Genomic DNA, 18,577 nt, shown 5'->3' on the forward strand with positions numbered 1-18,577 from the left:
CATGCCGGAGCCGCCGACCGAGGGTGGTGGGCATGAGCATCCAGCCCGTGCCGGCGTTCGAACCGCCTTACGTCATGGCCGTCTTCAGCAATGTCCGCACCCCCGACGAGAGCGGATACCCCGAGACCAACGCCCGGATGAACGAGATCGTCGCGGAGAACCCCGGCTTCCTCGGATACGAGTCCGCGCGCACCCCCGGCGGCCTCGGAATCACCGTCGCCTACTTCCGCGACCACGAGTCCCTCACCGTCTGGAGAGAGGACATGGAGCACCAGGCGGCGATGAAACAGGGCCGTGCCCACTGGTACGACAGCTACACCCTGCACGTCGCGACGGTCGAACGGAGCCACGGCTTTGCCCGCAACGGCTGAGACGGTCCGGGCCTTCCGGGAGCGGCTCGGGCTGCCGGGACTGGTCGACGTCCACACCCACTTCATGCCCGAGCGGGTCCTGGACAAGGTGTGGGAGTACTTCGACGCGGCCGGCCCGCTGACCGGGGTCGAATGGCCCATCACCTACCGGCACGAGGAGGAGCAGCGCATCGCCCTGCTCCGGGAGTTCGGCGTCCGGTCCTTCACCGCCATGCTCTACCCGCACAAGCCGGAGATGGCCGCCTGGCTCAACTCCTGGGCCGTCGGCTTCGCCGCCCGCACGCCCGACTGCCTGCACACCGCGACCTTCTTCCCCGAGGAGGGCGTCGCCGGGTACGTGCGCCGTGCCCTCGATGCCGGGGCCCGCATCTTCAAGGCGCACCTCCAGGTCGGCGGCTACGACCCGAACGACGACCGGCTCGAACCGGTCTGGGGCCTCCTCGCCGAGGCCGGGACCCCCATCGTGATCCACTGCGGTTCGGGCCCCGTCCCGGGCAAGCACACCGGCCCCGAACCGATCGCCCGGCTGCTGGCCCGCCACCCCCGGCTGCCCCTGGTCGTCGCGCACATGGGCATGCCCGAGTACGCGGACTTCCTGGATCTCGCCGACCGGTACCCGGAGGTCCGTCTCGACACCACCATGGCCTTCACCGACTTCTCCGAGCAGTTCAGCGGCTTTCCGCCCGGGGACCTCGGACGGCTCGCGGACCTCGGCGACCGGATCCTGCTCGGCACCGACTTCCCGAACATCCCCTACCCCTACGAGCACCAGCTGGAGGCCCTGGAGCGCCTCGGCCTCGGCGACGACTGGCTGCGGGCCGTCTGCCACGACAACGGTGCCCGGCTGTTCCGCCTCGACGGCTGAAGCCCGGCGTTCCGAGCCCGGCGTTCCGAGCCCGGCGTTCCGAGCCCGGGATCCCGGGCGGGCGGCCCGCCGACCCCTCCGGCGATTCTCAGGAGATTCACAGGAAGGGGCAAGAACGCTCTCAGAGGCGACGGCCAGCGTGAACCCATGACTGCGACGACCACCTCCCACGCGTCCACGTCCACCGGCAACCCGACGGCCCTCGTGCGCCCCGACGGGGGACCCTGCCGGGTCCTCGTCGTCGACGACGAGGCCTCCCTCTCCGAGCTGCTGTCCATGGCCCTGCGCTACGAGGGCTGCGAGGTCCGCAGCGCGGGCGACGGGGCGGGCGCCGTTCGGGCGGCGCGGGAGTTCCGGCCGGACGTGGTCGTGCTGGACATCATGCTCCCGGACATGGACGGCCTGGCGGTGCTCGGCCGACTGCGGCGGGAGATCCCGCAGGTGCCGGTGCTGTTCCTGACGGCCAGGGACTCCGTCGAGGACCGGATCGCGGGCCTGACGGCCGGCGGCGACGACTACGTGACCAAGCCGTTCAGCCTGGAGGAGGTCGTGGCCCGGCTGCGCGGCCTGGTCCGCCGTTCCGGCGCCGCTCAGGCCGCGCGCGGCGGCTCCGTCCTGTCCGTCGGGGACCTGCGGCTCGACGAGGACAGCCACGAGGTGGTCCGGGGCGACCAGGAGGTCCACCTGACCGCCACCGAGTTCGAGCTGCTGCGCTACCTCATGCGCAACCCGCGCCGCGTGCTCAGCAAGGCGCAGATCCTGGACCGTGTCTGGTCCTACGACTTCGGCGGCCAGGCCAACGTGGTGGAGCTCTACATCTCCTACCTGCGCCGCAAGCTGGAAGCGGGCACCGGTCTGCCCCCGATGATCCACACCCGGCGCGGCGCGGGCTACCTGATCAAGCCGGCCGAGTAGTGCCCGTACGCCTCCCCCTGCCGGCCCGTCGATCCGCCCCCCGTTCCGCCTCCGGTTCCGGTTCCGGTCGCCGCTCCGGTCGTCGGCCGTGGTCCCTGAGGACCCGGCTGGTGGTTTCGGCCGTGGTGCTCATCGCGGTCGTCGGCGCGGCCATCGGCACCGTCACCACCCTCGCGCTGAGGTCCTACCTGGTCGACCGACTCGACGAGCAACTGAACGTCTCCCTGGGCATCGCGGTCCGGGGCCCCGGCGCGGGCAAGGCGGCCCGGGACAACGCCCTCGGCTTCGTCCTGGCCCCCGGCAACCCGCAGAACACCGCCGGGATCCGCCTCGACCCCACCGGCAAGGTCCTCGGTACCGCCCGCAGCACACCCGCCGACGGATCGGCGCCCGACCACCTGCGCGCCCTCACCGAGGCCCAGACCGAGGCCCTGGCCGGTGTCGCGCGCAAGTCGGCGCAGGGCGGCGAGGGCGGCGGCGCCCCCGTGGAACTGGAGCTGCCCGGCCTCGGGAGCTACCGGGCGCAGACCGCGCCCGGCGGCAGCCTGGTCCTCGCGATCCCGCTCCGCGACGTCGACCGTACGGTGCACACCCTGATCGGGGTCGAGGTATCCGTCACCCTGGCCGGACTGATCGCCGCCTCCCTTGCCGGACAGGCCCTGGTCGGGGTCGCCCTGCGGCCGCTGCGCCGCGTCGCCGCCACCGCCACCCGGGTCTCCGAACTACCCCTGCACAGCGGAGAACCCGCCCTGCACGAACGGGTGCCCGACGCCGAGGCCGACCCCCGTACCGAGGTGGGCCAGGTCGGCGCGGCACTGAACCGGATGCTGGGCCACGTCTCCTCCGCGCTCACCGCCCGCCAGGAGAGCGAAACCCGGGTCCGCCAGTTCGTCGCCGACGCCAGCCACGAGCTGCGCACCCCGCTCGCCTCCATCCGGGGGTACGCCGAACTCACCCGCCGGGGACGGGAGGAGCCCGGCCCGGACACCCGGCACGCCCTGGGCCGGATCGAGTCCGAGGCCACCCGGATGACGGGCCTCGTCGAGGACCTCCTGCTCCTGGCCCGGCTCGACGCCGGCCGCCCGCTGTCCGCCGACGCCACCGACACCGACCTGGCACCACTGGTCGTGGACGCCGTCAGCGATGCCCGGGCCGCCGGCCCGGGGCACCACTGGCGGCTCGACCTCCCCGACGAGCCCGCACCCGTACGCGCCGACCCGGCCAGGATCCAGCAGGTGCTGGTGAACCTCCTGGCCAACGCCCGTACCCACACCCCGCCCGGCACGACGGTCACGGCGCGTGTTTCACGTGAAACACGCGCCGTCCGGCTGCTGATCGAGGACGACGGGCCCGGCATCCCGCCCGAGTTGCTGCCCCACGTCTTCGAACGCTTCGCCCGGGGAGACGCCTCAAGGTCCCGGGCGGCCGGATCCACCGGCCTCGGGCTCGCCATCGTCCACGCCGTCGTCTCCGCCCACGGCGGACGGGTCGGCGTACGCAGCGCACCCGGCCGGACCTCCTTCGAGGTGCGCCTGCCGCTCGCCCCCGCCGAGGACCTCGGCGACGGCGCGGACTCACAGACGGGGCACAGGCTCGGCACACAGCGGTGACAGGCCGCCCCGCGAGGGTCGTTCCATGTCAACCGACGCCTCTCCCGGGGCCCTTCCGGCACGGATGCCCCTCGCGGCCCCGCCCGGTGTGCCCGTGCTCGACGTGGTGATCCCGGTCTTCAACGAGGAGCAGGACCTCGGCCCCTGCGTCCGCCGGCTGCACGCCCACCTGACGCGCACCTTCCCCTATCCCTTCCGCATCACCATCGCGGACAACGCCAGCACCGACCGCACCCCGCAGGTCGCGGCCTCCCTCGCCGTCGGGTGCGCGGAGGTACGCAGCGTCCGGCTGGAGGAGAAGGGCCGGGGCCGGGCCCTGCGCACCGTCTGGTCCCGCTCGGAGGCGCCCGTCCTCGCGTACATGGACGTGGACCTCTCCACCGATCTGAACGCCCTCCTGCCGCTGGTCGCCCCGCTGATCTCCGGTCATTCCGACCTCGCGATCGGCACCCGGCTCGCCCGTTCCTCGCGGGTGGTGCGGGGCGCGAAGAGGGAGTTCGTCTCGCGGGCCTACAACCTGCTGCTGCGTTCGTCGCTCGCCGCCCGCTTCAGCGACGCCCAGTGCGGGTTCAAGGCCATCCGTGGTGAGGTCGCCGAGCGGCTGCTGCCCCTGGTGGAGGATTCCGGCTGGTTCTTCGACACCGAACTGCTGGTGCTCGCCGAGCGGGCCGGTCTGCGCATCCACGAGGTGCCCGTGGACTGGGTCGACGACCCCGACTCCTCGGTCCACATCGCGCGCACCGCTGCCGAGGACCTCAAGGGGATGTGGCGGGTGGGCCGGGCCCTGGCCGTCGGAGCGCTCCCCCTCGACCGGCTCGCCCGACCCTTCGGTGACGACCCCCGCGACCGGACCGCCCTGCCCGGCGTCCCCCGGGGACTGGCCCGCCAGCTCCTGGGCTTCTGCGCCGTCGGGGCCCTGAGCACCCTCCTCTACCTGATGCTCTACTCCGCCCTGCGGGGGGCGGCCGGACCGCAGGGCGCCAACGCGACCGCCCTGCTGCTCTGCGCCGTCGCCAACACCGCCGCCAACCGGCGGCTCACCTTCGGCGTGCGCGGCCGGGCCCGGGCGATCCGCCACCAGGCCCAGGGACTCGTCGTGTTCGGCATCGGGCTGGCCCTGACCAGCGGATCCCTGGCCGCGCTCGGCGCCGCCACCACCGAGCCGTCGCACGCCACCGAGCTCGCCGTCCTGATCACCGCGAACCTCGCCGCCACCGTGCTCCGCTTCCTGCTCCTGCGGTCCTGGGTCTTCCCCGACCCGGCCCCGCGGCCCACGACCCCGATCGACCCCATGACCCGGACGGACCCCACCGCCGTCCCCACGACCCAGGAGGGCCCGTGACCACGGCCGCACCACCGCTCTTCCCGCCGGCCGCACCCGAACCCGCGGCCGTCACCCTCCCGGCGGCGGCCGTACGGCCGCGCTGGGAACGCCCCGCGTACGCCGCCCTGCTCCTGTGCACGGCCCTGCTGCTCCTGTGGAACCTGGGCGCGTCCGGCTACGCCAACTCCTTCTACTCCGCGGCCGTCCAGGCCGGTTCGGAGAGCTGGAAGGCCTTCTTCTTCGGCTCCTCCGACGCCGGGAACTCCATCACCGTCGACAAGCCGCCGGCCGCCCTGTGGCCCATGGCGCTGTCCGTACGGCTCTTCGGGCTCGGCTCCTGGCAGATCCTCGTCCCGCAGGCCCTGATGGGAGTGGGCACCACGGCGGTGCTCCACGCCTCCGTACGCCGCCAGTTCGGGCCCGGCGCGGCCCTGCTGAGCGGCAGCGCCTTCGCGCTCACGCCGGTCGCCGCGCTCATGTTCCGCTTCAACAACCCGGACGCGCTGCTCACCCTCCTGTTGACCGTCACCGTGTACTGCGTGCTGCGCGCCCTGGAGGGGGCCCACACCCGCTGGCTGCTCTGGGCCGGTGTCGCCGTCGGCTTCGCCTTCCTCACCAAGACCCTCCAGGCCTTCGTCATCCTGCCGCCCCTCGCCCTGCTGTACGCGTTCTGCGCGCCGACCCGGCTGCGCCGGCGCCTGGGCCAGCTGCTGGCGGCGGGGCTGGCCGCGGTGGTGGCGGGCGGCTGGTGGGTCGCCGTGGTCGAGCTGTGGCCCGCGGCCTCCCGCCCGTACATCGGCGGCTCCCAGAACAACTCCTTCCTGGAACTGACCCTCGGCTACAACGGCCTGGGCCGGATCAACGGGAACGAGACCGGCAGCGTCGGCGGCGGTGGTGGCGAACGCCCGGGCGGTGGTGGAGGCGGTGGCGGCTGGGGCGAGACCGGTATCGACCGGCTCTTCTCGGCCAATGTGGGAGGGCAGATCTCCTGGCTGCTGCCCGCCGCCCTGATCCTGCTGGTCGCCGGTCTGGTGATCACCTGGCGGGCCCGTCGGGCCACCGATTCCCTGGAGGGAATGGCCCGTGCGGCCTTCCTCGCCTGGGGCGGCTGCCTGCTGATCACGGCCGTGGTCTTCAGCTGGATGCAGGGGATCTTCCACGAGTACTACACCGTCGCGCTGGCGCCGTTCGCGGCCGCCCTGACCGGGATGGGGGTGGCCCTGCTGTGGGAGGAACGGGGCTCCGGGGCGGCGGCGTTCACCCTCTCCGGGACCCTCGCGCTGACCGCGTACTGGTCCTTCGTCCTGCTCGGCCGGTCCGCCGGGTACCTGCCGTGGCTGCGGTGGGCGGTCCTGGTGGCGGGCGGGCTCGCCGCGGTGGCGCTGGCCCTCGGCGCCCGCCTCGACCCGCGACTGCTGCGGGCGACGGCCGCCCTGGGGTTGGCGGCCGCTCTGGCGGGCCCGCTCGCGTACTGCCTGACCACGGTGAGCGCCGGCCACACGGGCTCCATCGTGACGGCCGGTCCGGCCGTGGCGGGTGGCCGGGGCGGTCCCGGCGGAATGCGGCAGGGCCCCGGCGGCGAGGCCCCGCCCGGGGGCATCCCGGGGGGTGCACCGGTCCCCGACGGGCGCGGGGGCGGCATGAACGGCACGGACGGCACGGGCGCCGCGGACGGACGAGCCGGCCGGGGCGTACCGGGTGCGGACGACGGCGCCGGCCGGGGACCCGGTGGCGCGGGCGGCGGTCCCGGCGCAGGCGCGGGCGGCATGGGAGGGCTGCTCGGTGGCACCCGGGTCGGGGCCGAGGCCGAGGCGGCCCTGCGCAAGGATGCCGACCGGTACACGTGGGCGGCGGCGGCCATCGGATCGCAGAACGCGGCGAGCTACCAACTGGCGTCCGAGGAGCCGGTGATGGCCATCGGCGGCTTCAACGGCAGTGACCCCTCCCCGACCCTGGAGCAGTTCCAGGCCTATGTGAGGGCGGGCCGCATCCACTGGTTCATCGCCCAGGCCGGAAGCCGGACCACCGGAAGCCAGGCCACCGAGGGCCTGGCCGGGAACCAGGGGGGAAGTCAAGCCGGGAACCCGCCCGGCGCCGCCGACGGGACCGCCGCAGGTCCGGGCGGCGGCGGTGACGGTGGCGGTGGCGGTGCGGGAGCCGGCCGGCCCGGCGGGGCGGCCGGGTCCGCCATCGAGAGCTGGGTGAAGGCCAACTTCGAGGCCACCACCATCGGCGGGACCACCTTCTACGACCTGACCGGTGCGTCCTGATCCCACCCCGATCCGGGCGGAGGAGCGGAGGCACCCCCTAGCATCAAGAGGGCGGACCGGGCATTCCGGGCTGATCCCCCTGTGGTGAGGAGGGTGCCTCCATGGTGAGCGAGGCCGATCCGGACGAGGTCGGGAGCAGTGTGTGGCGGGTCGTCGGGCCCGCCGCCCCCGTCCGGCGCAGGAGCGAGGCCCCCTCGGGGCTGGACCGGGACCGGATCACCGCGGCCACCGTACGTTTGCTCGACGCGGAGGGCCTGGCCCGCTTCTCGATGCGCCGGCTGGCGACCGAGCTCGGGGTGACCGCGATGTCCCTGTACTGGTACGTCGACACCAAGCACGATCTGCTCGAACTCGCCCTGGACAGTGCCCTCGGCGGTCAACGGCTCCCGGTCGGCCCGGCCGCGCGGGAGGCCTGGCCGGACCGGTTGCGTGAGCTGGCGCGCGGTTACCGCGAGGTGCTGGCCGAGCATCCGTGGGTGGTCCCGCTCAACGTCGTCCACCCGAACATCGGCCCGCACGCGCGGGCCTTCGACGCGGCCCTGCACCGGCTGTGGGACGACGCGGGACTGGTGGGCGCCGATCGTACCGGCGCCCACCTCGCCGTCTGCCGGTTCCTGACCGGCGGCGGGCCGATCGGCTGCGACGGGTCCGACGGCCGGACTCCCGAAGAAGGGTCCGACCGCCGGGATCACGACGGGGACTTCGGCCTGGCGCTCGACGTCCTGATCGCAGGCATCGCAGGCATCGCAGGCATCGCGGCCAAGGCCGGGGCCACCACCACCGGCGGATCCCGGGGCTAGTCCCTAGTACCCGGCCGACCCCTTGCCGGCCTTGCTCAGGGCGTCGGCGTCGACAGCGGCTCGCGCCGCCGCGTCGCTGGGCGTTCCCACCCCGACCGGGGTCGTGGAGCCCTCGGCCGCCGGGGTGTGCGCGGCCGGCTTCGACTTGAGCGCGACCTCCTTGATGAACAGCACCAGTACCAGGGAGAGCAGCGCGAACGGGGCGGCGTAGAGGAAGACGTCGCCGACCCCGTGGCCGTACGCGGACTCGATGACGGTCCGGAACGGCGCGGGCAGCTTGTCGAGATCGGGGATCCCGCCGCCGGCGGTCCCGCCGTGTCCCATCGCCGCGGCCTTCGGGCCGAGGGCGGTGAGGCCGTCCTGGACGTAGTGGGTGACCCGGGTGGCCATGACCGCGCCGAGCGCCGAGACGCCCATGGCGCCGCCGAGGGAGCGGAAGAAGGTGACGACGGAGCTGGCCGCGCCGAGGTCCTCGGGGGCCACCTGGTTCTGCGTCGCGAGGACCAGGTTCTGCATCATCATGCCGAGCCCGAGGCCGGTCAGCGCCATGTAGACGGCGATGTGCCAGTACGGGGTGTCGTAGCGCAGGGTGCCCAGCAGGCCGAGGCCGACGGTGAGCAGGACGGCGCCGGAGACGAGCCACGCCTTCCAGCGGCCGGTCTTGGTGATGACCTGGCCGGAGACGGTGGAGGAGACGAACAGGCCGCCGATCATCGGGATGGTGAGCACGCCGGACATCGTGGGGGACTCGTTGCGGGCCAGCTGGAAGTACTGGCTGAAGAAGACCGTGCCGGAGAACATGGCGATGCCGACGAAGAGCGAGGCCGCCGAGGCCAGGGTGATGGTCTTGTTGCGGAACAGTCGTAGCGGGATGATCGGGTCGCTCGCGCGGGATTCGACGAGGACGAAGAGCAGGCCGAGCGCCACGGCGCCGCCGGTCATCGCCCAGGTCTGCCAGGAGATCCACGCGTAGGAGTCACCGGCCTGCGTGACCCAGATCAGCAGCAGCGAGACCGAGCCGCTGATGAGGAAGGCACCGAGCCAGTCGACCTTGACGTCCCGGCGTACGACCGGGAGGTGCAGGGTCCGCTGGAGGACGATCAGCGCGATGATCGCGAAGGGCACGCCGACGTAGAAGCACCAGCGCCAGCCCAGCCAGTCGGTGTCGGTGATGACGCCGCCGAGCAGCGGGCCGCCGACGGTCGCGACGGCGAAGACCGCGCCGAGGTAGCCGCTGTAACGGCCGCGCTCGCGCGGGGAGATCATCGCGGCCATCACGATCTGGGCGAGGGCGGAGAGGCCGCCGACGCCGATGCCCTGGACCACGCGGCAGGCGATGAGCATGCCGGTGTTCTGGGACAGCCCGGCGACGACGGAGCCCAGGACGTAGATGACGAGGGATATCTGGACGAGCAGCTTCTTGCTGAAGAGGTCGGACAGCTTGCCCCAGAGCGGGGTGGCGGCCGTCATCGACAGCAGGGCCGCGGTCACGACCCAGGTGTAGGAGGACTGCGTGCCGCCGAGGTCGCTGATGATCTGCGGCAGTGCGTTGGAGACGATCGTGGAGGACAGGATCGCCACGAACATGCCGAGCATCAGCCCGGACAGTGCCTTCATGATCTGCGGGTGGGTCATCGGCGCGCCGTCGGACGTGGTCTCCGACCGGCCGCCTTCCCGCACACCGTGGGGTGTGGTCGTAGCCATGCGTTTCCTTAGTACTAGAAGCTCGATCGGAGTCGGGCCAGCAGGGTGTTGAGTACGTCGATGTCCGCGGCCGACCAGTCGGCCAGGGCCGTTTCCAGCGCGCCGGTGTAGCGGGCGCCGAGCTCGGCGAGCAGCGCGCGTCCCGACGGGGTGAGGCGCAGGATCCGGCAGCGGCCGTCGACCGGGTCGGTCTCCCGCTCGATCCAGCCGAGCCGGGCCACGTGGGCCACGTGGCGGCTGGTCACCGAGATGTCGACGGCCATGAACTCGGACAGTCGGCTCAGCCGCATCTCCCCGTGCCGGTCGAGCACGGTCAGGACGGCGGCGGAGCCGGGCGGGCAGTCGTGGGGCAGGATCCGGGCCAGGTCGCGCTTGACCGCTCCGATAGCGGTGAGCTGGCGGGCCAGCTCCTCGTACCGGGTGCCGCTCGGCGCTGTTCGCGTGGTCACCGGAATGCCCCCCATCTTGTTGCTTAGGGCAACCATAGAAGCCGATGGTTGCTACAGGCAAATGAATCCGGGGGTCCGGCGGTAAAGGAATCGGAAAACCCGCCGGCAACGGAAAACGGGTACCGGAACCCGCTAGGGTCCTGGGCCATGGCTGCGAACCACGACTCTCCCGGACCCGAGGGCGGCTACGACCCCGCGGGCAGCACGCAGATGTTCCGCGCGTTCGTCGAGGAGGCCGCACCGGCCCGTACCCCGTCGGTTCCGGGCGCCCGCCGACGACAGAAGGCCGCGGGCGGCGGGAACGGGGTCAAGGTCGCCCTGGCCGTCGCCCTGCTCCTGGTGATCGGCGCGGCCCTCTGGCTGGTCCTGCGCTGATCCGGGGCCCCGAGCCGCCGCACGTGCGTTGATGCGCACGGGCGTAGCGAGCGAGGACATCCCCACGGCACGGCGCCGGACGACGGGGGCCCGACCGGCAGGATCCGGTGGGCCCGTCCGGCCACGGCACCGGTGTCCCGACTCGGGGGCTAGCTCCAGGTCGCGGTGACCCTGCGGGTCTCCACCCGCATGCCCAGCGGCACCCGCCAGGCCTCCACGCACACCGTGTACGTCTGCGTCCTCGCGGCGCCGGCCGCGATGGGGCCGGGCAGCGGCTGGGAGGTGTGGATCGTGGCCCAGTCGATGCCGAGCGCGCCGATGACGTGCGTCTCGAAGTCGACCGTGCCCGAACGGGCTTCTGTGCCGCCGGTGTTGGTGAACGTGACCGTGACCCGCTCGCACCGGCGTTCCGACGCCGCCGCGCGGGTCGGCGCGCTCAACGACAGCTTCGCCGCGGTCGCCGGCGGCGGTGTCGGGGTCGGAGGTTTGGGCGTCCCGGTCCCCGGCTTCGGTGCCGGAGGGGCGGGCGTGCCCGGTGTTCCGGGGGTGCCGGGTGTTCCGGCGCCGCCGCCGGTACCCGGTTGCCCGGGCGGGGTGCCGCCGGGCGTGGCGGGTCGGCCCGGCGCCGGCGGGGTGCCGGGCATCGGGGCGGAGCCGCCCGGAGCGGTGGCCGTCCCGCCGCCCCCGCCGGAGCTCCCGGGGGGCTGCGGCCCCTGGGTGCCGGGCATCGCGGGGCCGGTGTCGGAGGGGGTGCCCGTCGCGGCGGTGGACGCCGGGAGGGAGGATCCCGCCGGGGCCCCGGGCGGTGGCGCCGCGAGCGGCTGGAACTCCACCCCGGCGCGGGGTGCGACGTTCTCCCCCGCGCCCCTCTCGGGCCCGGGGGCGGCCGCGCCCACGGCGAGGTAGCCGTCCCGTGCCGTGCCCCCGCAGCCGGTGAGGGCGGCGGCGGCCGTGCAGCACAGGGTCAGGGCGAGCGCCGCGCGGGATCCCGTTCGCATCGCGCCAGTTTTCCTGACGCAACGTCAAATAGGAACCCCGTGCGAAAGGTCGGCCCTCCGCAGGGGAGGGCCGGACCCCCTACTCGCCGATCAGACCCACGCGGAGCTGCGCGAGCGTGCGCGTCAGCAGTCGGGAGACGTGCATCTGGGAGATGCCGACCTCCTCGCCGATCTGCGACTGGGTCATGTTCGCGAAGAACCGCAACATGATGATCTGCCGTTCCCGGGGCGGGAGTTTGGCCAGCAGCGGCTTCAGGGACTCGCGGTACTCGACACCTTCGAGCGCGGTGTCCTCGTACCCCAGCCGGTCCGCGAGGGAGCCCTCGCCGCCCTCGTCCTCCGGGGAGGGCGAGTCGAGCGAGGAGGCGGTGTAGGCGTTGCCGACGGCGAGACCGTCGACGACCTCCTCCTCGGTGACCCCGAGCACGGCCGCGAGCTCGGGGACGGTCGGCGACCGGTCGAGCTTCTGGGCGAGCTCGTCGCTGGCCTTGGTCAGCGCGAGGCGCAGTTCCTGGAGTCGGCGCGGGACGCGGACCGACCAGGAGGTGTCCCGGAAGAACCGCTTGATCTCGCCCACGACGGTCGGCATGGCGAACGTCGGGAACTCGACCCCGCGTTCGCAGTCGAAGCGGTCGATCGCCTTGATCAGGCCGATCGTGCCGACCTGGACGATGTCTTCCATCGGCTCGTTGCGGCTGCGGAAGCGGGCCGCCGCGTAGCGCACGAGCGGCAGGTTCAGCTCGATCAGGGTGTCACGTACGTAGGTCCGTTCGGGGCTGTCCGCGTCCAGGGCGGCAAGTCGCCGGAAGAGGGAGCGGGAGAGGGTGCGGGTGTCGATGGCTTCCGAGCGTTCGGACACAGCCGGCTGCTCACGCTTGACGAGCGTGAGGACTTTGGAGCTGCCCTGGTCTACGGACATGCCACCCCCTTGAGGTCGCGGACGGTCGCGTGTTCTGCGCGCCCGTCGGAGGAACGCAGCCTCCACCTGAATACCGGAGGCGGGGCTGCGGCAAACGCGGTTCCAGCAGAATGTCACATGTCGGCAACACGCTGTAGCGTCATGTCGACAAGTATCTCCAGCGACAGAGCGCGCACCGACCGGAATGAGCCGTTTCTGTAGGGAAACGCGGTAATGCCTCCACCCGATCCGGTTAAGCCTCGATCCTGTTTGCGGATCTCAGTCGGGCGAAGCTCCGGGCGAGCAGCCGGGACACGTGCATCTGGGAGACGCCGAGCTCGGCGCTGATCTGCGACTGGGTCAGATTGTTGTAGTACCGCAGGAGCAGGATGCGTTGCTCGCGTTCGGGCAGTTGGACGAGCAGGTGGCGGACGAGGTCGCGGTGCTCGACGCCGGCCAGCTCCGGGTCCTCGTAGCCGAGGCGGTCGAGCAGGCCGGGCATGCCGTCGCCCTCCTGGGCGGCCTCCAGCGAGGTTGCGTGGTAGCTCCGGCCGGCCTCGATGCAGGAGAGCACCTCGTCCTCGCCGATCCGCAGCCGTTCGGCGATCTCGGGTGTGGTCGGGGTGCGGCCGTGGAGGGTGGTGAGGTCCTCGGTGGCGGCGTTGACCTGGACCCACAGCTCGTGGAGCCGGCGGGGGACGTGGACGGTGCGCACGTTGTCGCGGAAGTACCGCTTGATCTCGCCCACGACGGTCGGCATGGCGAAGGTCGGGAACTGCACCCCGCGCTCGGGGTCGAAGCGGTCGATCGCGTTGATGAGCCCGATCGTGCCGACCTGGACGACGTCCTCCATCGGCTCGTTGCGGCTGCGGAAGCGGGCCGCCGCGTAGCGGACGAGGGGAAGGTTCGCCTCGATCAGGGCCCCGCGCACCCTCCCGTGCTCGCTGGTGCCCGGCTGAAGGCCCTTCAGCTGCCCGAAGAGCACCTGGGTGAGGGCCCGGGTGTCGGCGCCCCGGCTCTGCGGCCTCGGGGCGGCCGGGGGCTCCTGCTGGACGTCCTGCTGGGGTGGCACCTGAGGCGCAGTACTGGCCGGCACGGTCACGCCACCCCTTCAGTCAACTCATCTGTCAAAAGCGGTCATAGCATCACAAGAGATGTGCACTATACGCAAGCACCGTATATCGCCGTGTTGAGGGCAAGTTGGGCATATCGTGACAATCTCTTGGAGTCGTGGGAATGCAAAAGACCCCCCACCCGTCGGAGTGGGGGGCCGGGAAGTCCGGAAACCGCTTCAGCGTACGGGCTCAGCTCACCAGTTCGGTCATGAACTCGCCGATACCGGAGGCGGCATCCGAGATTCCCTGGAAGCCTATTTGGACGAAATCTGCTGCTTTGACCGGCTCGGTGATGATCACGTAGAGCACGAAGACGACGAGCGCGCCCACGATGATCTTCTTGGTGTCCATGAGCGGTGACGGCCTCCCCAACCGGTCCTGCAAAGTCGGGTGAGTCTAACCGGTCAGGTTTGGACACTCACCTGCCCTTTAAGGACCAATGACCCGCTCGTACGGGCCCTTTGCCGGACTGTTTCCGGTCGTGGAAGGCGCAGGATTGAACACGAGCCCACCGGTTCTGGCAGGAAATCGGTGGGTGAGGGACAGGACCTCACTGCGGGGTCCGAGCCGCAAGCTTCCCCCCTGACTGCGGCTCTGACTGGCAGGTTCCGTCCTCACCGGGGGAAGTGGCTTGTCCCCCCGATGCCACTTCCCCCGTCCATCACGTCGAAGGCCCCGACCCCGGTCGGGGCCTTCTTCGCGTGCCGGGGGCGCCGCCGGGTTACTCCAGGCCGCCGGCGAGGTCGGTGAGGGGCTGGACGGGGGCGATGACGGGGGCGAGCTGGTTCGGCAGCTCCATCAGCTGGTTGAGCTGGTTGGCGCCCTCGCTGAGCTTTCCGCCGATCTCCTGGACGGAGCGCGGCTGGGCGTCCTGCGGCATGCCCGGGGTGGCCGTCGGCAGGTCCGGGAGGGTGAGCGGGGCGAGCGGTGCGGCGGTGGCCGCGGGTGCGGCGAGGCCCGCGGCGGCCCCCGCGAGGGCGATGGCGGCGAGCATGCGCTGGGTCTTGGTCATGCCGTGACAACGGCCGAGCGGGCGGCCGGTCACGCGGGTGTCCCCCGGAGGGCCCTCGGCCGGGCTCTCGCCCGGGCTCCGGCCCGACCCTCGGAAACGCCGAGAGCCCCGACCCTTGCGGGGCGGGGCTCTCGATCAGAGCGGTAGCGGTGGGATTTGAACCCACGGATAGCTTGCACCATCACACGCTTTCGAGGCGTGCTCCTTCGGCCGCTCGGACACGCTACCGAGAGAGAGCTTAGCCCAAAGAGCACGCAGAGCTGAAATCCGTGTCGGCCGGCCCCTCCGACGGCCCGGGCGGGCCGTCGGAGCCCGTTCACAGGTCCCGGAAGAAGTCCGTCAGCTGCCGCGCGCACTCGGCTTCGAGCACCCCGCGGATCACCTCCGGCCGGTGGTTGAGCCGGCGGTCCCGGACGAGGTCCCACAGGGACCCCGCCGCGCCCGCCTTCTCGTCACCCGCCCCGAAGACCACCCGCGTCACCCGGGACTGCACGAGGGCGCCCGCGCACATCACGCACGGCTCCAGGGTCACCACGAGGGTGCACCCCGTGAGCCGCCACTCCCCGAGCCGGGCGGCCGCCCGGCGCAGCGCCAGTACCTCGGCGTGCGCCGTGGGGTCGCCGGTGGCCTCGCGCTCGTTGTGGCCCGTGGCGAGGAGTTCCCCGCCCGGGCCGAGCACGACGGCACCGACCGGCACGTCGCCGGCCGGGACCGCGAGGGCCGCCTCCTCCAGCGCCAGGCGCATGGAGTCCCGCCAGGGGTCCCGTACGGGATCGGGTCCGTACGAGGTGTCGTGCGCGGTGGCCACTAGCGGACGGCCTCCAGGACCTCGGTGGCGCCGAGCGAGTCGGCGATCTCCGAGAGGGCGTCCCCGTCGAGGGTCATCAGTTGCTTGTTGCTGACTCCGAGGTCGTCCAGCAGCCGGGGGTCGCCGAGCGGACCGGCCGGGACGGGCTCGGAACCCGTCACCACCCTGTCCTCCGCGTCGTCGTCCTCGTCCGTGAACGCGGCGACCGCTTCGTCCTCGCCGTCCTCGGTCCCGTCCAGGTCCAGTTCGTCGAGTTCGTCGTCCTCCTCGTCGCTGCCCAGCAGCTCTTTGGTCAGCATCGATCCGTAGGAGCTGCGGTCGGCTGCGGAGGCGTTCGATACGTAGTACCGGGGGTCCTCCTCGCCGTCCACGCGGACGACGCCGAACCAGGCGTCCTCCTGCTCGATGAGAGCGACCACCGTGTCGTCGTCGACAGCGGCGGAACGGGCGAGATCGATCAGATCACTGAGGGACTCGACGTCGTCGAGTTCCAGGTCGCTCGCTTCCCACCCGTCTTCGGTGCGCGCGAGCAGTGCGGCGAAGTACACCGTGACTCTCCCACTGGTCATAGGCGTGCCGGTTGGAGGTCCCCCCGGCCGGAGGTTGGGGTGGGATCGGCCATGACGCAGGCCGTTCCTTACCCCGCCCAATCGGCATCGTGGCAGAAACAGCGGCTTTGCGAGAGGTCTTCCGCGCGGCGGCCGTGTCGCGGCGTCCGCCGCCACGCCGGTCGCGCGGCCGCTCACCAACGGAACGTACGCATCCGCATTTGCTGACGCATGCGGGCCGCACGGGCGCGCCGGGGCTGTACGCGGTCGCGCAGTTCGCGGGCCTCGTTCAGGTCGCGGAGGAACTGGGCACGCCGGGCCCGGCGCTGCGCGGCGCTCTCGGGCGCCTCGGGCGGCCCGCTCCCGCTATCGCTCCCGTCACTCTGGTCACTGGTTCGGCTCGACTGCGTCTCGGGCATCGGCAACCACCCCGGTCCGGTCGTCCTCCTCCGCCGGCGCGAAGCAGACCCCCCGGCTCCCACCTTCCCCCGGGTGGCGCGATTGATGCCAGTGCTTCCCAAATCGTTCCAGGTCAGGGCCACGGCGGAGGAGCCCCTTCCGGCAGCCGCGCGTGGGACCTCAGCCGCCCGCGCGTCCGGCGCCGTCGGTTTCGGCGGTGTCACCGGAGTCGTCGGTGAGGTCCGGTACGACGGCCACCGGCCCGTGCGCGTGCTGGAGCACGGCGTTGGCGACGGAGCCCATCAGCAGGGACCTGCGGCGCGGATGGTGGCGCCCCACGACGACCAGCGCGGCCGACCGGGAGGCCGTCACCAGGCGTCCCGCCGGGTCCCCGGGCACGGCCGCCTGTTCCACGGGCACGTCGGGCCAGCGGGCCCGCAACGGTTCCAGCCGGCGCGTCTGCGAGCGCAGCATCTCCCGTTCGGCGGGGATCGCGTCGCCGTCGTCGGCGAGTGCCTCGGGCGGGATCACCGCGAAGGGGCTGTCGATCAGCAGCGTCGGCGAGGGCGGCAGGTCGTACGCCGAGACCACCTGGACGGTGGTCCCCCGCGCGGCTGCCTCCGCGAACGCGAAGCTCAGTACGTCGTCGGGAGTCTCGGCGGCGTGCAGTCCGAGGACCACCCGGCCGGCCGAGGCCTCGGAGGCGGCAGCGATGGCGTCGCGGTCGGCGTGCGGGACCACGACCACCGGGCAGGTGGCGGTGGTGGACACGGCGCGGCTGTTCGAGCCGAGCAACAGGGTGGCGAACCCGCCGCGCCCCCGGGAGCCCATCACCAGCATCAGCGGCCGGTTCTCGTCGGCGACCACCCGCAGCGCCTCGGGTACGGAACCTTCCAGGGCCTCGTGGCGGACGTCGCGCGGCAGCTCGGGCGAGGCTTCCAGCACCCTGCGGACGTGGTCGCCGATGGGATCGGCGTACTCGTCGGGTTCGTTCGGATGGCGCAGCGCGGAGCGGCGCCCCGCGTACAACTGGGAGGCGTCGGGCAGTACGTGGGCGACCATCAGCGCGGCTCCGTGGCGCAGGGCGGCCCTCCGGGCCCACTCCAGTGCCCGGAGGCTGTGCTCGGATCCGTCGACCGCGGCGATCACCAGTCCATTGCTCACCCGTCAAGGGTGCTGGGCATCCGGGCGGGCCGCATCTCCGCGCCCGGAGGGCGGCGGTCGCCACCGTGGACACCGGGCGGTCGTCGCACCGCGTAGCCTTTTGGGTGTGGGTCGCGAACAGCGGCCGTTGTCGCAGGTAGCAGGGTCGCAGGTCGCAGGTCGAAACCCGGCTGAGTCTTGGAGGATGTTGTGCGTTTGCAGGTAGTCGATCACCCCTTGGTGGCGCACAAACTCACCACGCTGCGCGACAGGCGCACCGACTCCCCCACGTTCCGGCGCCTCGCCGACGAACTGGTGACGCTCCTCGCGTACGAGGCCACCCGTGACGTCCGCACCGAGCAGGCCGACATCGAGACCCCGGTCGGCCCCACGACCGGCGTGAAGCTGTCGCACCCCCGCCCGCTGGTCGTCCCGATCCTGCGCGCCGGTCTCGGCATGCTGGACGGCATGGTGCGGCTGCTGCCGACCGCGGAGGTGGGCTTCCTGGGCATGGTCCGCAACGAGGAGACCCTGGAGGCCTCCACGTACGCGACGCGCATGCCGGAGGACCTCTCGGGCCGCCAGGTCTACGTCGTGGACCCGATGCTGGCCACCGGCGGCACGCTGGTCGCCGCGATCCAGGAGCTCATCAAGCGCGGCGCCGACGACGTGACCGCCGTGGTGCTGCTGGCCGCCCCGGAGGGCGTCGAGGTCATGGAGCGCGAGCTGGCGGGCACGCCGGTGACGGTGGTGACGGCCGCCGTGGACGAGCGGCTCAACGAGAACGGCTACATCGTGCCGGGCCTCGGCGACGCCGGCGACCGCATGTACGGCTCGGCGGAGTAGAGCCCGGGAGTCACGTCGGCTCGGCGGAGTGGAGCCCGGGAGTCACGTCGGCTCGGCGGAGTGGAGCCCGGGAGTCACGTCGGCTCGGCGGAGTGGAGCCCGGGAGTCACGTCGGCTCGGCGGAGTG

General features: G+C 72.4%; 19 protein-coding genes, 1 tRNA gene and 1 pseudogene. 9 read left to right on the forward strand and 12 right to left on the reverse strand.

Annotated features, from left to right (window positions below; all coding sequences use genetic code 11):
- Nucleotides 1-32: 32 nt before the first annotated feature.
- The 7 genes from ACZ58N_RS23000 (at nucleotide 33) to ACZ58N_RS23030 (ending at nucleotide 8,155) form a co-directional block, all read left to right on the forward strand.
- A complete protein-coding gene (locus ACZ58N_RS23000) occupies nucleotides 33-371 on the forward strand; it encodes an antibiotic biosynthesis monooxygenase family protein (protein WP_471162895.1) in 339 nt (112 codons plus the stop codon).
- Nucleotides 355-1,236, forward strand: coding sequence for an amidohydrolase family protein (locus ACZ58N_RS23005; RefSeq protein ID WP_471162897.1), 882 nt, complete (start codon nucleotides 355-357; stop codon nucleotides 1,234-1,236). The genes ACZ58N_RS23000 and ACZ58N_RS23005 overlap by 17 nt, the downstream gene beginning before the upstream one ends.
- Nucleotides 1,237-1,383: 147 nt before the next feature.
- On the forward strand, nucleotides 1,384-2,151 hold the full coding sequence (locus ACZ58N_RS23010; protein WP_471162899.1) for a response regulator transcription factor: 768 nt from the start codon (nucleotides 1,384-1,386) through the stop codon (nucleotides 2,149-2,151).
- A gap of 107 nt (nucleotides 2,152-2,258) precedes the next feature.
- Nucleotides 2,259-3,761, forward strand: a complete 1,503-nt coding sequence (locus ACZ58N_RS23015; RefSeq protein WP_471163110.1) for a sensor histidine kinase — start codon at nucleotides 2,259-2,261, stop codon at nucleotides 3,759-3,761.
- Nucleotides 3,762-3,786: 25 nt separating this feature from the next.
- A complete protein-coding gene (locus ACZ58N_RS23020) occupies nucleotides 3,787-5,103 on the forward strand; it encodes a bifunctional glycosyltransferase family 2/GtrA family protein (RefSeq protein WP_471162902.1) in 1,317 nt (438 codons plus the stop codon).
- On the forward strand, nucleotides 5,100-7,355 hold the full coding sequence (locus ACZ58N_RS23025) for a glycosyltransferase family 39 protein (protein WP_471162905.1): 2,256 nt from the start codon (nucleotides 5,100-5,102) through the stop codon (nucleotides 7,353-7,355). The genes ACZ58N_RS23020 and ACZ58N_RS23025 overlap by 4 nt, the downstream gene beginning before the upstream one ends.
- Before the next feature lie 101 nt (nucleotides 7,356-7,456).
- The gene (locus ACZ58N_RS23030) at nucleotides 7,457-8,155 is read left to right on the forward strand and encodes a TetR/AcrR family transcriptional regulator (RefSeq protein WP_471162907.1); all 699 of its coding nucleotides are present in this window, start codon (nucleotides 7,457-7,459) and stop codon (nucleotides 8,153-8,155) included.
- 42 nt (nucleotides 8,156-8,197) lie between these two features.
- Here ACZ58N_RS23030 and ACZ58N_RS23035 read toward each other — a convergent pair.
- A pseudogene (locus ACZ58N_RS23035) lies at nucleotides 8,198-9,790 on the reverse strand (MDR family MFS transporter); the annotation flags it as partial.
- A gap of 83 nt (nucleotides 9,791-9,873) precedes the next feature.
- Nucleotides 9,874-10,308: a MarR family winged helix-turn-helix transcriptional regulator gene (locus tag ACZ58N_RS23040; RefSeq protein WP_471162910.1), complete on the reverse strand. Its 435-nt coding sequence runs from the start codon at nucleotides 10,306-10,308 to the stop codon at nucleotides 9,874-9,876.
- 147 nt (nucleotides 10,309-10,455) lie between these two features.
- Here ACZ58N_RS23040 and ACZ58N_RS23045 point away from each other — a divergent pair, with 147 nt between their 5' ends.
- On the forward strand, nucleotides 10,456-10,683 hold the full coding sequence (locus ACZ58N_RS23045) for a hypothetical protein (RefSeq protein ID WP_471162913.1): 228 nt from the start codon (nucleotides 10,456-10,458) through the stop codon (nucleotides 10,681-10,683).
- A gap of 149 nt (nucleotides 10,684-10,832) precedes the next feature.
- Here the strand turns inward: ACZ58N_RS23045 and ACZ58N_RS23050 are convergent, their stop codons facing one another.
- From ACZ58N_RS23050 to ACZ58N_RS23095, 10 genes are all read right to left on the reverse strand, one after another.
- Nucleotides 10,833-11,681, reverse strand: a complete 849-nt coding sequence (locus ACZ58N_RS23050; protein WP_471162916.1) for a hypothetical protein — start codon at nucleotides 11,679-11,681, stop codon at nucleotides 10,833-10,835.
- A gap of 79 nt (nucleotides 11,682-11,760) precedes the next feature.
- The gene (locus tag ACZ58N_RS23055) at nucleotides 11,761-12,600 is read right to left on the reverse strand and encodes an RNA polymerase sigma factor SigF (protein WP_471162919.1); all 840 of its coding nucleotides are present in this window, start codon (nucleotides 12,598-12,600) and stop codon (nucleotides 11,761-11,763) included.
- A gap of 232 nt (nucleotides 12,601-12,832) precedes the next feature.
- The gene (locus tag ACZ58N_RS23060) at nucleotides 12,833-13,675 is read right to left on the reverse strand and encodes an RNA polymerase sigma factor SigF (protein ID WP_389700004.1); all 843 of its coding nucleotides are present in this window, start codon (nucleotides 13,673-13,675) and stop codon (nucleotides 12,833-12,835) included.
- 208 nt (nucleotides 13,676-13,883) lie between these two features.
- The gene (locus tag ACZ58N_RS23065) at nucleotides 13,884-14,045 is read right to left on the reverse strand and encodes a hypothetical protein (protein ID WP_471162922.1); all 162 of its coding nucleotides are present in this window, start codon (nucleotides 14,043-14,045) and stop codon (nucleotides 13,884-13,886) included.
- A gap of 370 nt (nucleotides 14,046-14,415) precedes the next feature.
- Nucleotides 14,416-14,706: a hypothetical protein gene (locus ACZ58N_RS23070; RefSeq protein WP_471162924.1), complete on the reverse strand. Its 291-nt coding sequence runs from the start codon at nucleotides 14,704-14,706 to the stop codon at nucleotides 14,416-14,418.
- A 141-nt stretch (nucleotides 14,707-14,847) separates the two neighbouring features.
- A tRNA-Ser gene (locus tag ACZ58N_RS23075) sits at nucleotides 14,848-14,934 on the reverse strand.
- Nucleotides 14,935-15,022: 88 nt separating this feature from the next.
- A complete protein-coding gene (gene tadA / locus ACZ58N_RS23080; protein ID WP_471163113.1) occupies nucleotides 15,023-15,451 on the reverse strand; it encodes a tRNA adenosine(34) deaminase TadA in 429 nt (142 codons plus the stop codon).
- A 62-nt stretch (nucleotides 15,452-15,513) separates the two neighbouring features.
- Nucleotides 15,514-16,062 carry a tRNA adenosine deaminase-associated protein gene (locus ACZ58N_RS23085; protein WP_471163115.1) on the reverse strand — a complete coding sequence of 183 codons (549 nt, stop codon included), beginning with the start codon at nucleotides 16,060-16,062 and terminating at the stop codon, nucleotides 15,514-15,516.
- A gap of 194 nt (nucleotides 16,063-16,256) precedes the next feature.
- Complete coding sequence (locus tag ACZ58N_RS23090) at nucleotides 16,257-16,481, reverse strand: hypothetical protein (protein ID WP_471162927.1); 225 nt, start codon at nucleotides 16,479-16,481, stop codon at nucleotides 16,257-16,259.
- Nucleotides 16,482-16,641: 160 nt separating this feature from the next.
- Complete coding sequence (locus ACZ58N_RS23095) at nucleotides 16,642-17,625, reverse strand: universal stress protein (RefSeq protein WP_471162929.1); 984 nt, start codon at nucleotides 17,623-17,625, stop codon at nucleotides 16,642-16,644.
- A gap of 189 nt (nucleotides 17,626-17,814) precedes the next feature.
- On the opposite strand from ACZ58N_RS23095, the gene upp reads away from it, so the two are divergent.
- Complete coding sequence (gene upp, locus ACZ58N_RS23100; protein ID WP_471162932.1) at nucleotides 17,815-18,450, forward strand: uracil phosphoribosyltransferase; 636 nt, start codon at nucleotides 17,815-17,817, stop codon at nucleotides 18,448-18,450.
- Nucleotides 18,451-18,577: the final 127 nt, after the last annotated feature.

Source organism: Streptomyces sp. NPDC040432, assembly GCF_055595445.1.

Bases quoted from the DNA above. Each gene is read 5' to 3' on its own strand.
- ACZ58N_RS23000 (WP_471162895.1), top strand. From the start codon at position 33: ATGAGCATCCAGCCCGTGCCGGCGTTCGAACCGCCTTACGTCATGGCC.
- ACZ58N_RS23010 (WP_471162899.1), top strand. From the start codon at position 1,384: ATGACTGCGACGACCACCTCCCACGCGTCCACGTCCACCGGCAACCCG.
- ACZ58N_RS23020 (WP_471162902.1), top strand. From the start codon at position 3,787: ATGTCAACCGACGCCTCTCCCGGGGCCCTTCCGGCACGGATGCCCCTC.
- ACZ58N_RS23030 (WP_471162907.1), top strand. From the start codon at position 7,457: ATGGTGAGCGAGGCCGATCCGGACGAGGTCGGGAGCAGTGTGTGGCGG.
- ACZ58N_RS23045 (WP_471162913.1), top strand. From the start codon at position 10,456: ATGGCTGCGAACCACGACTCTCCCGGACCCGAGGGCGGCTACGACCCC.
- ACZ58N_RS23050 (WP_471162916.1), bottom strand. From the start codon at position 11,681: ATGCGAACGGGATCCCGCGCGGCGCTCGCCCTGACCCTGTGCTGCACG.
- ACZ58N_RS23055 (WP_471162919.1), bottom strand. From the start codon at position 12,600: ATGTCCGTAGACCAGGGCAGCTCCAAAGTCCTCACGCTCGTCAAGCGT.
- ACZ58N_RS23065 (WP_471162922.1), bottom strand. From the start codon at position 14,045: ATGGACACCAAGAAGATCATCGTGGGCGCGCTCGTCGTCTTCGTGCTC.
- ACZ58N_RS23070 (WP_471162924.1), bottom strand. From the start codon at position 14,706: ATGACCAAGACCCAGCGCATGCTCGCCGCCATCGCCCTCGCGGGGGCC.
- tadA (WP_471163113.1), bottom strand. From the start codon at position 15,451: ATGCGCCTGGCGCTGGAGGAGGCGGCCCTCGCGGTCCCGGCCGGCGAC.
- ACZ58N_RS23090 (WP_471162927.1), bottom strand. From the start codon at position 16,481: ATGCCCGAGACGCAGTCGAGCCGAACCAGTGACCAGAGTGACGGGAGC.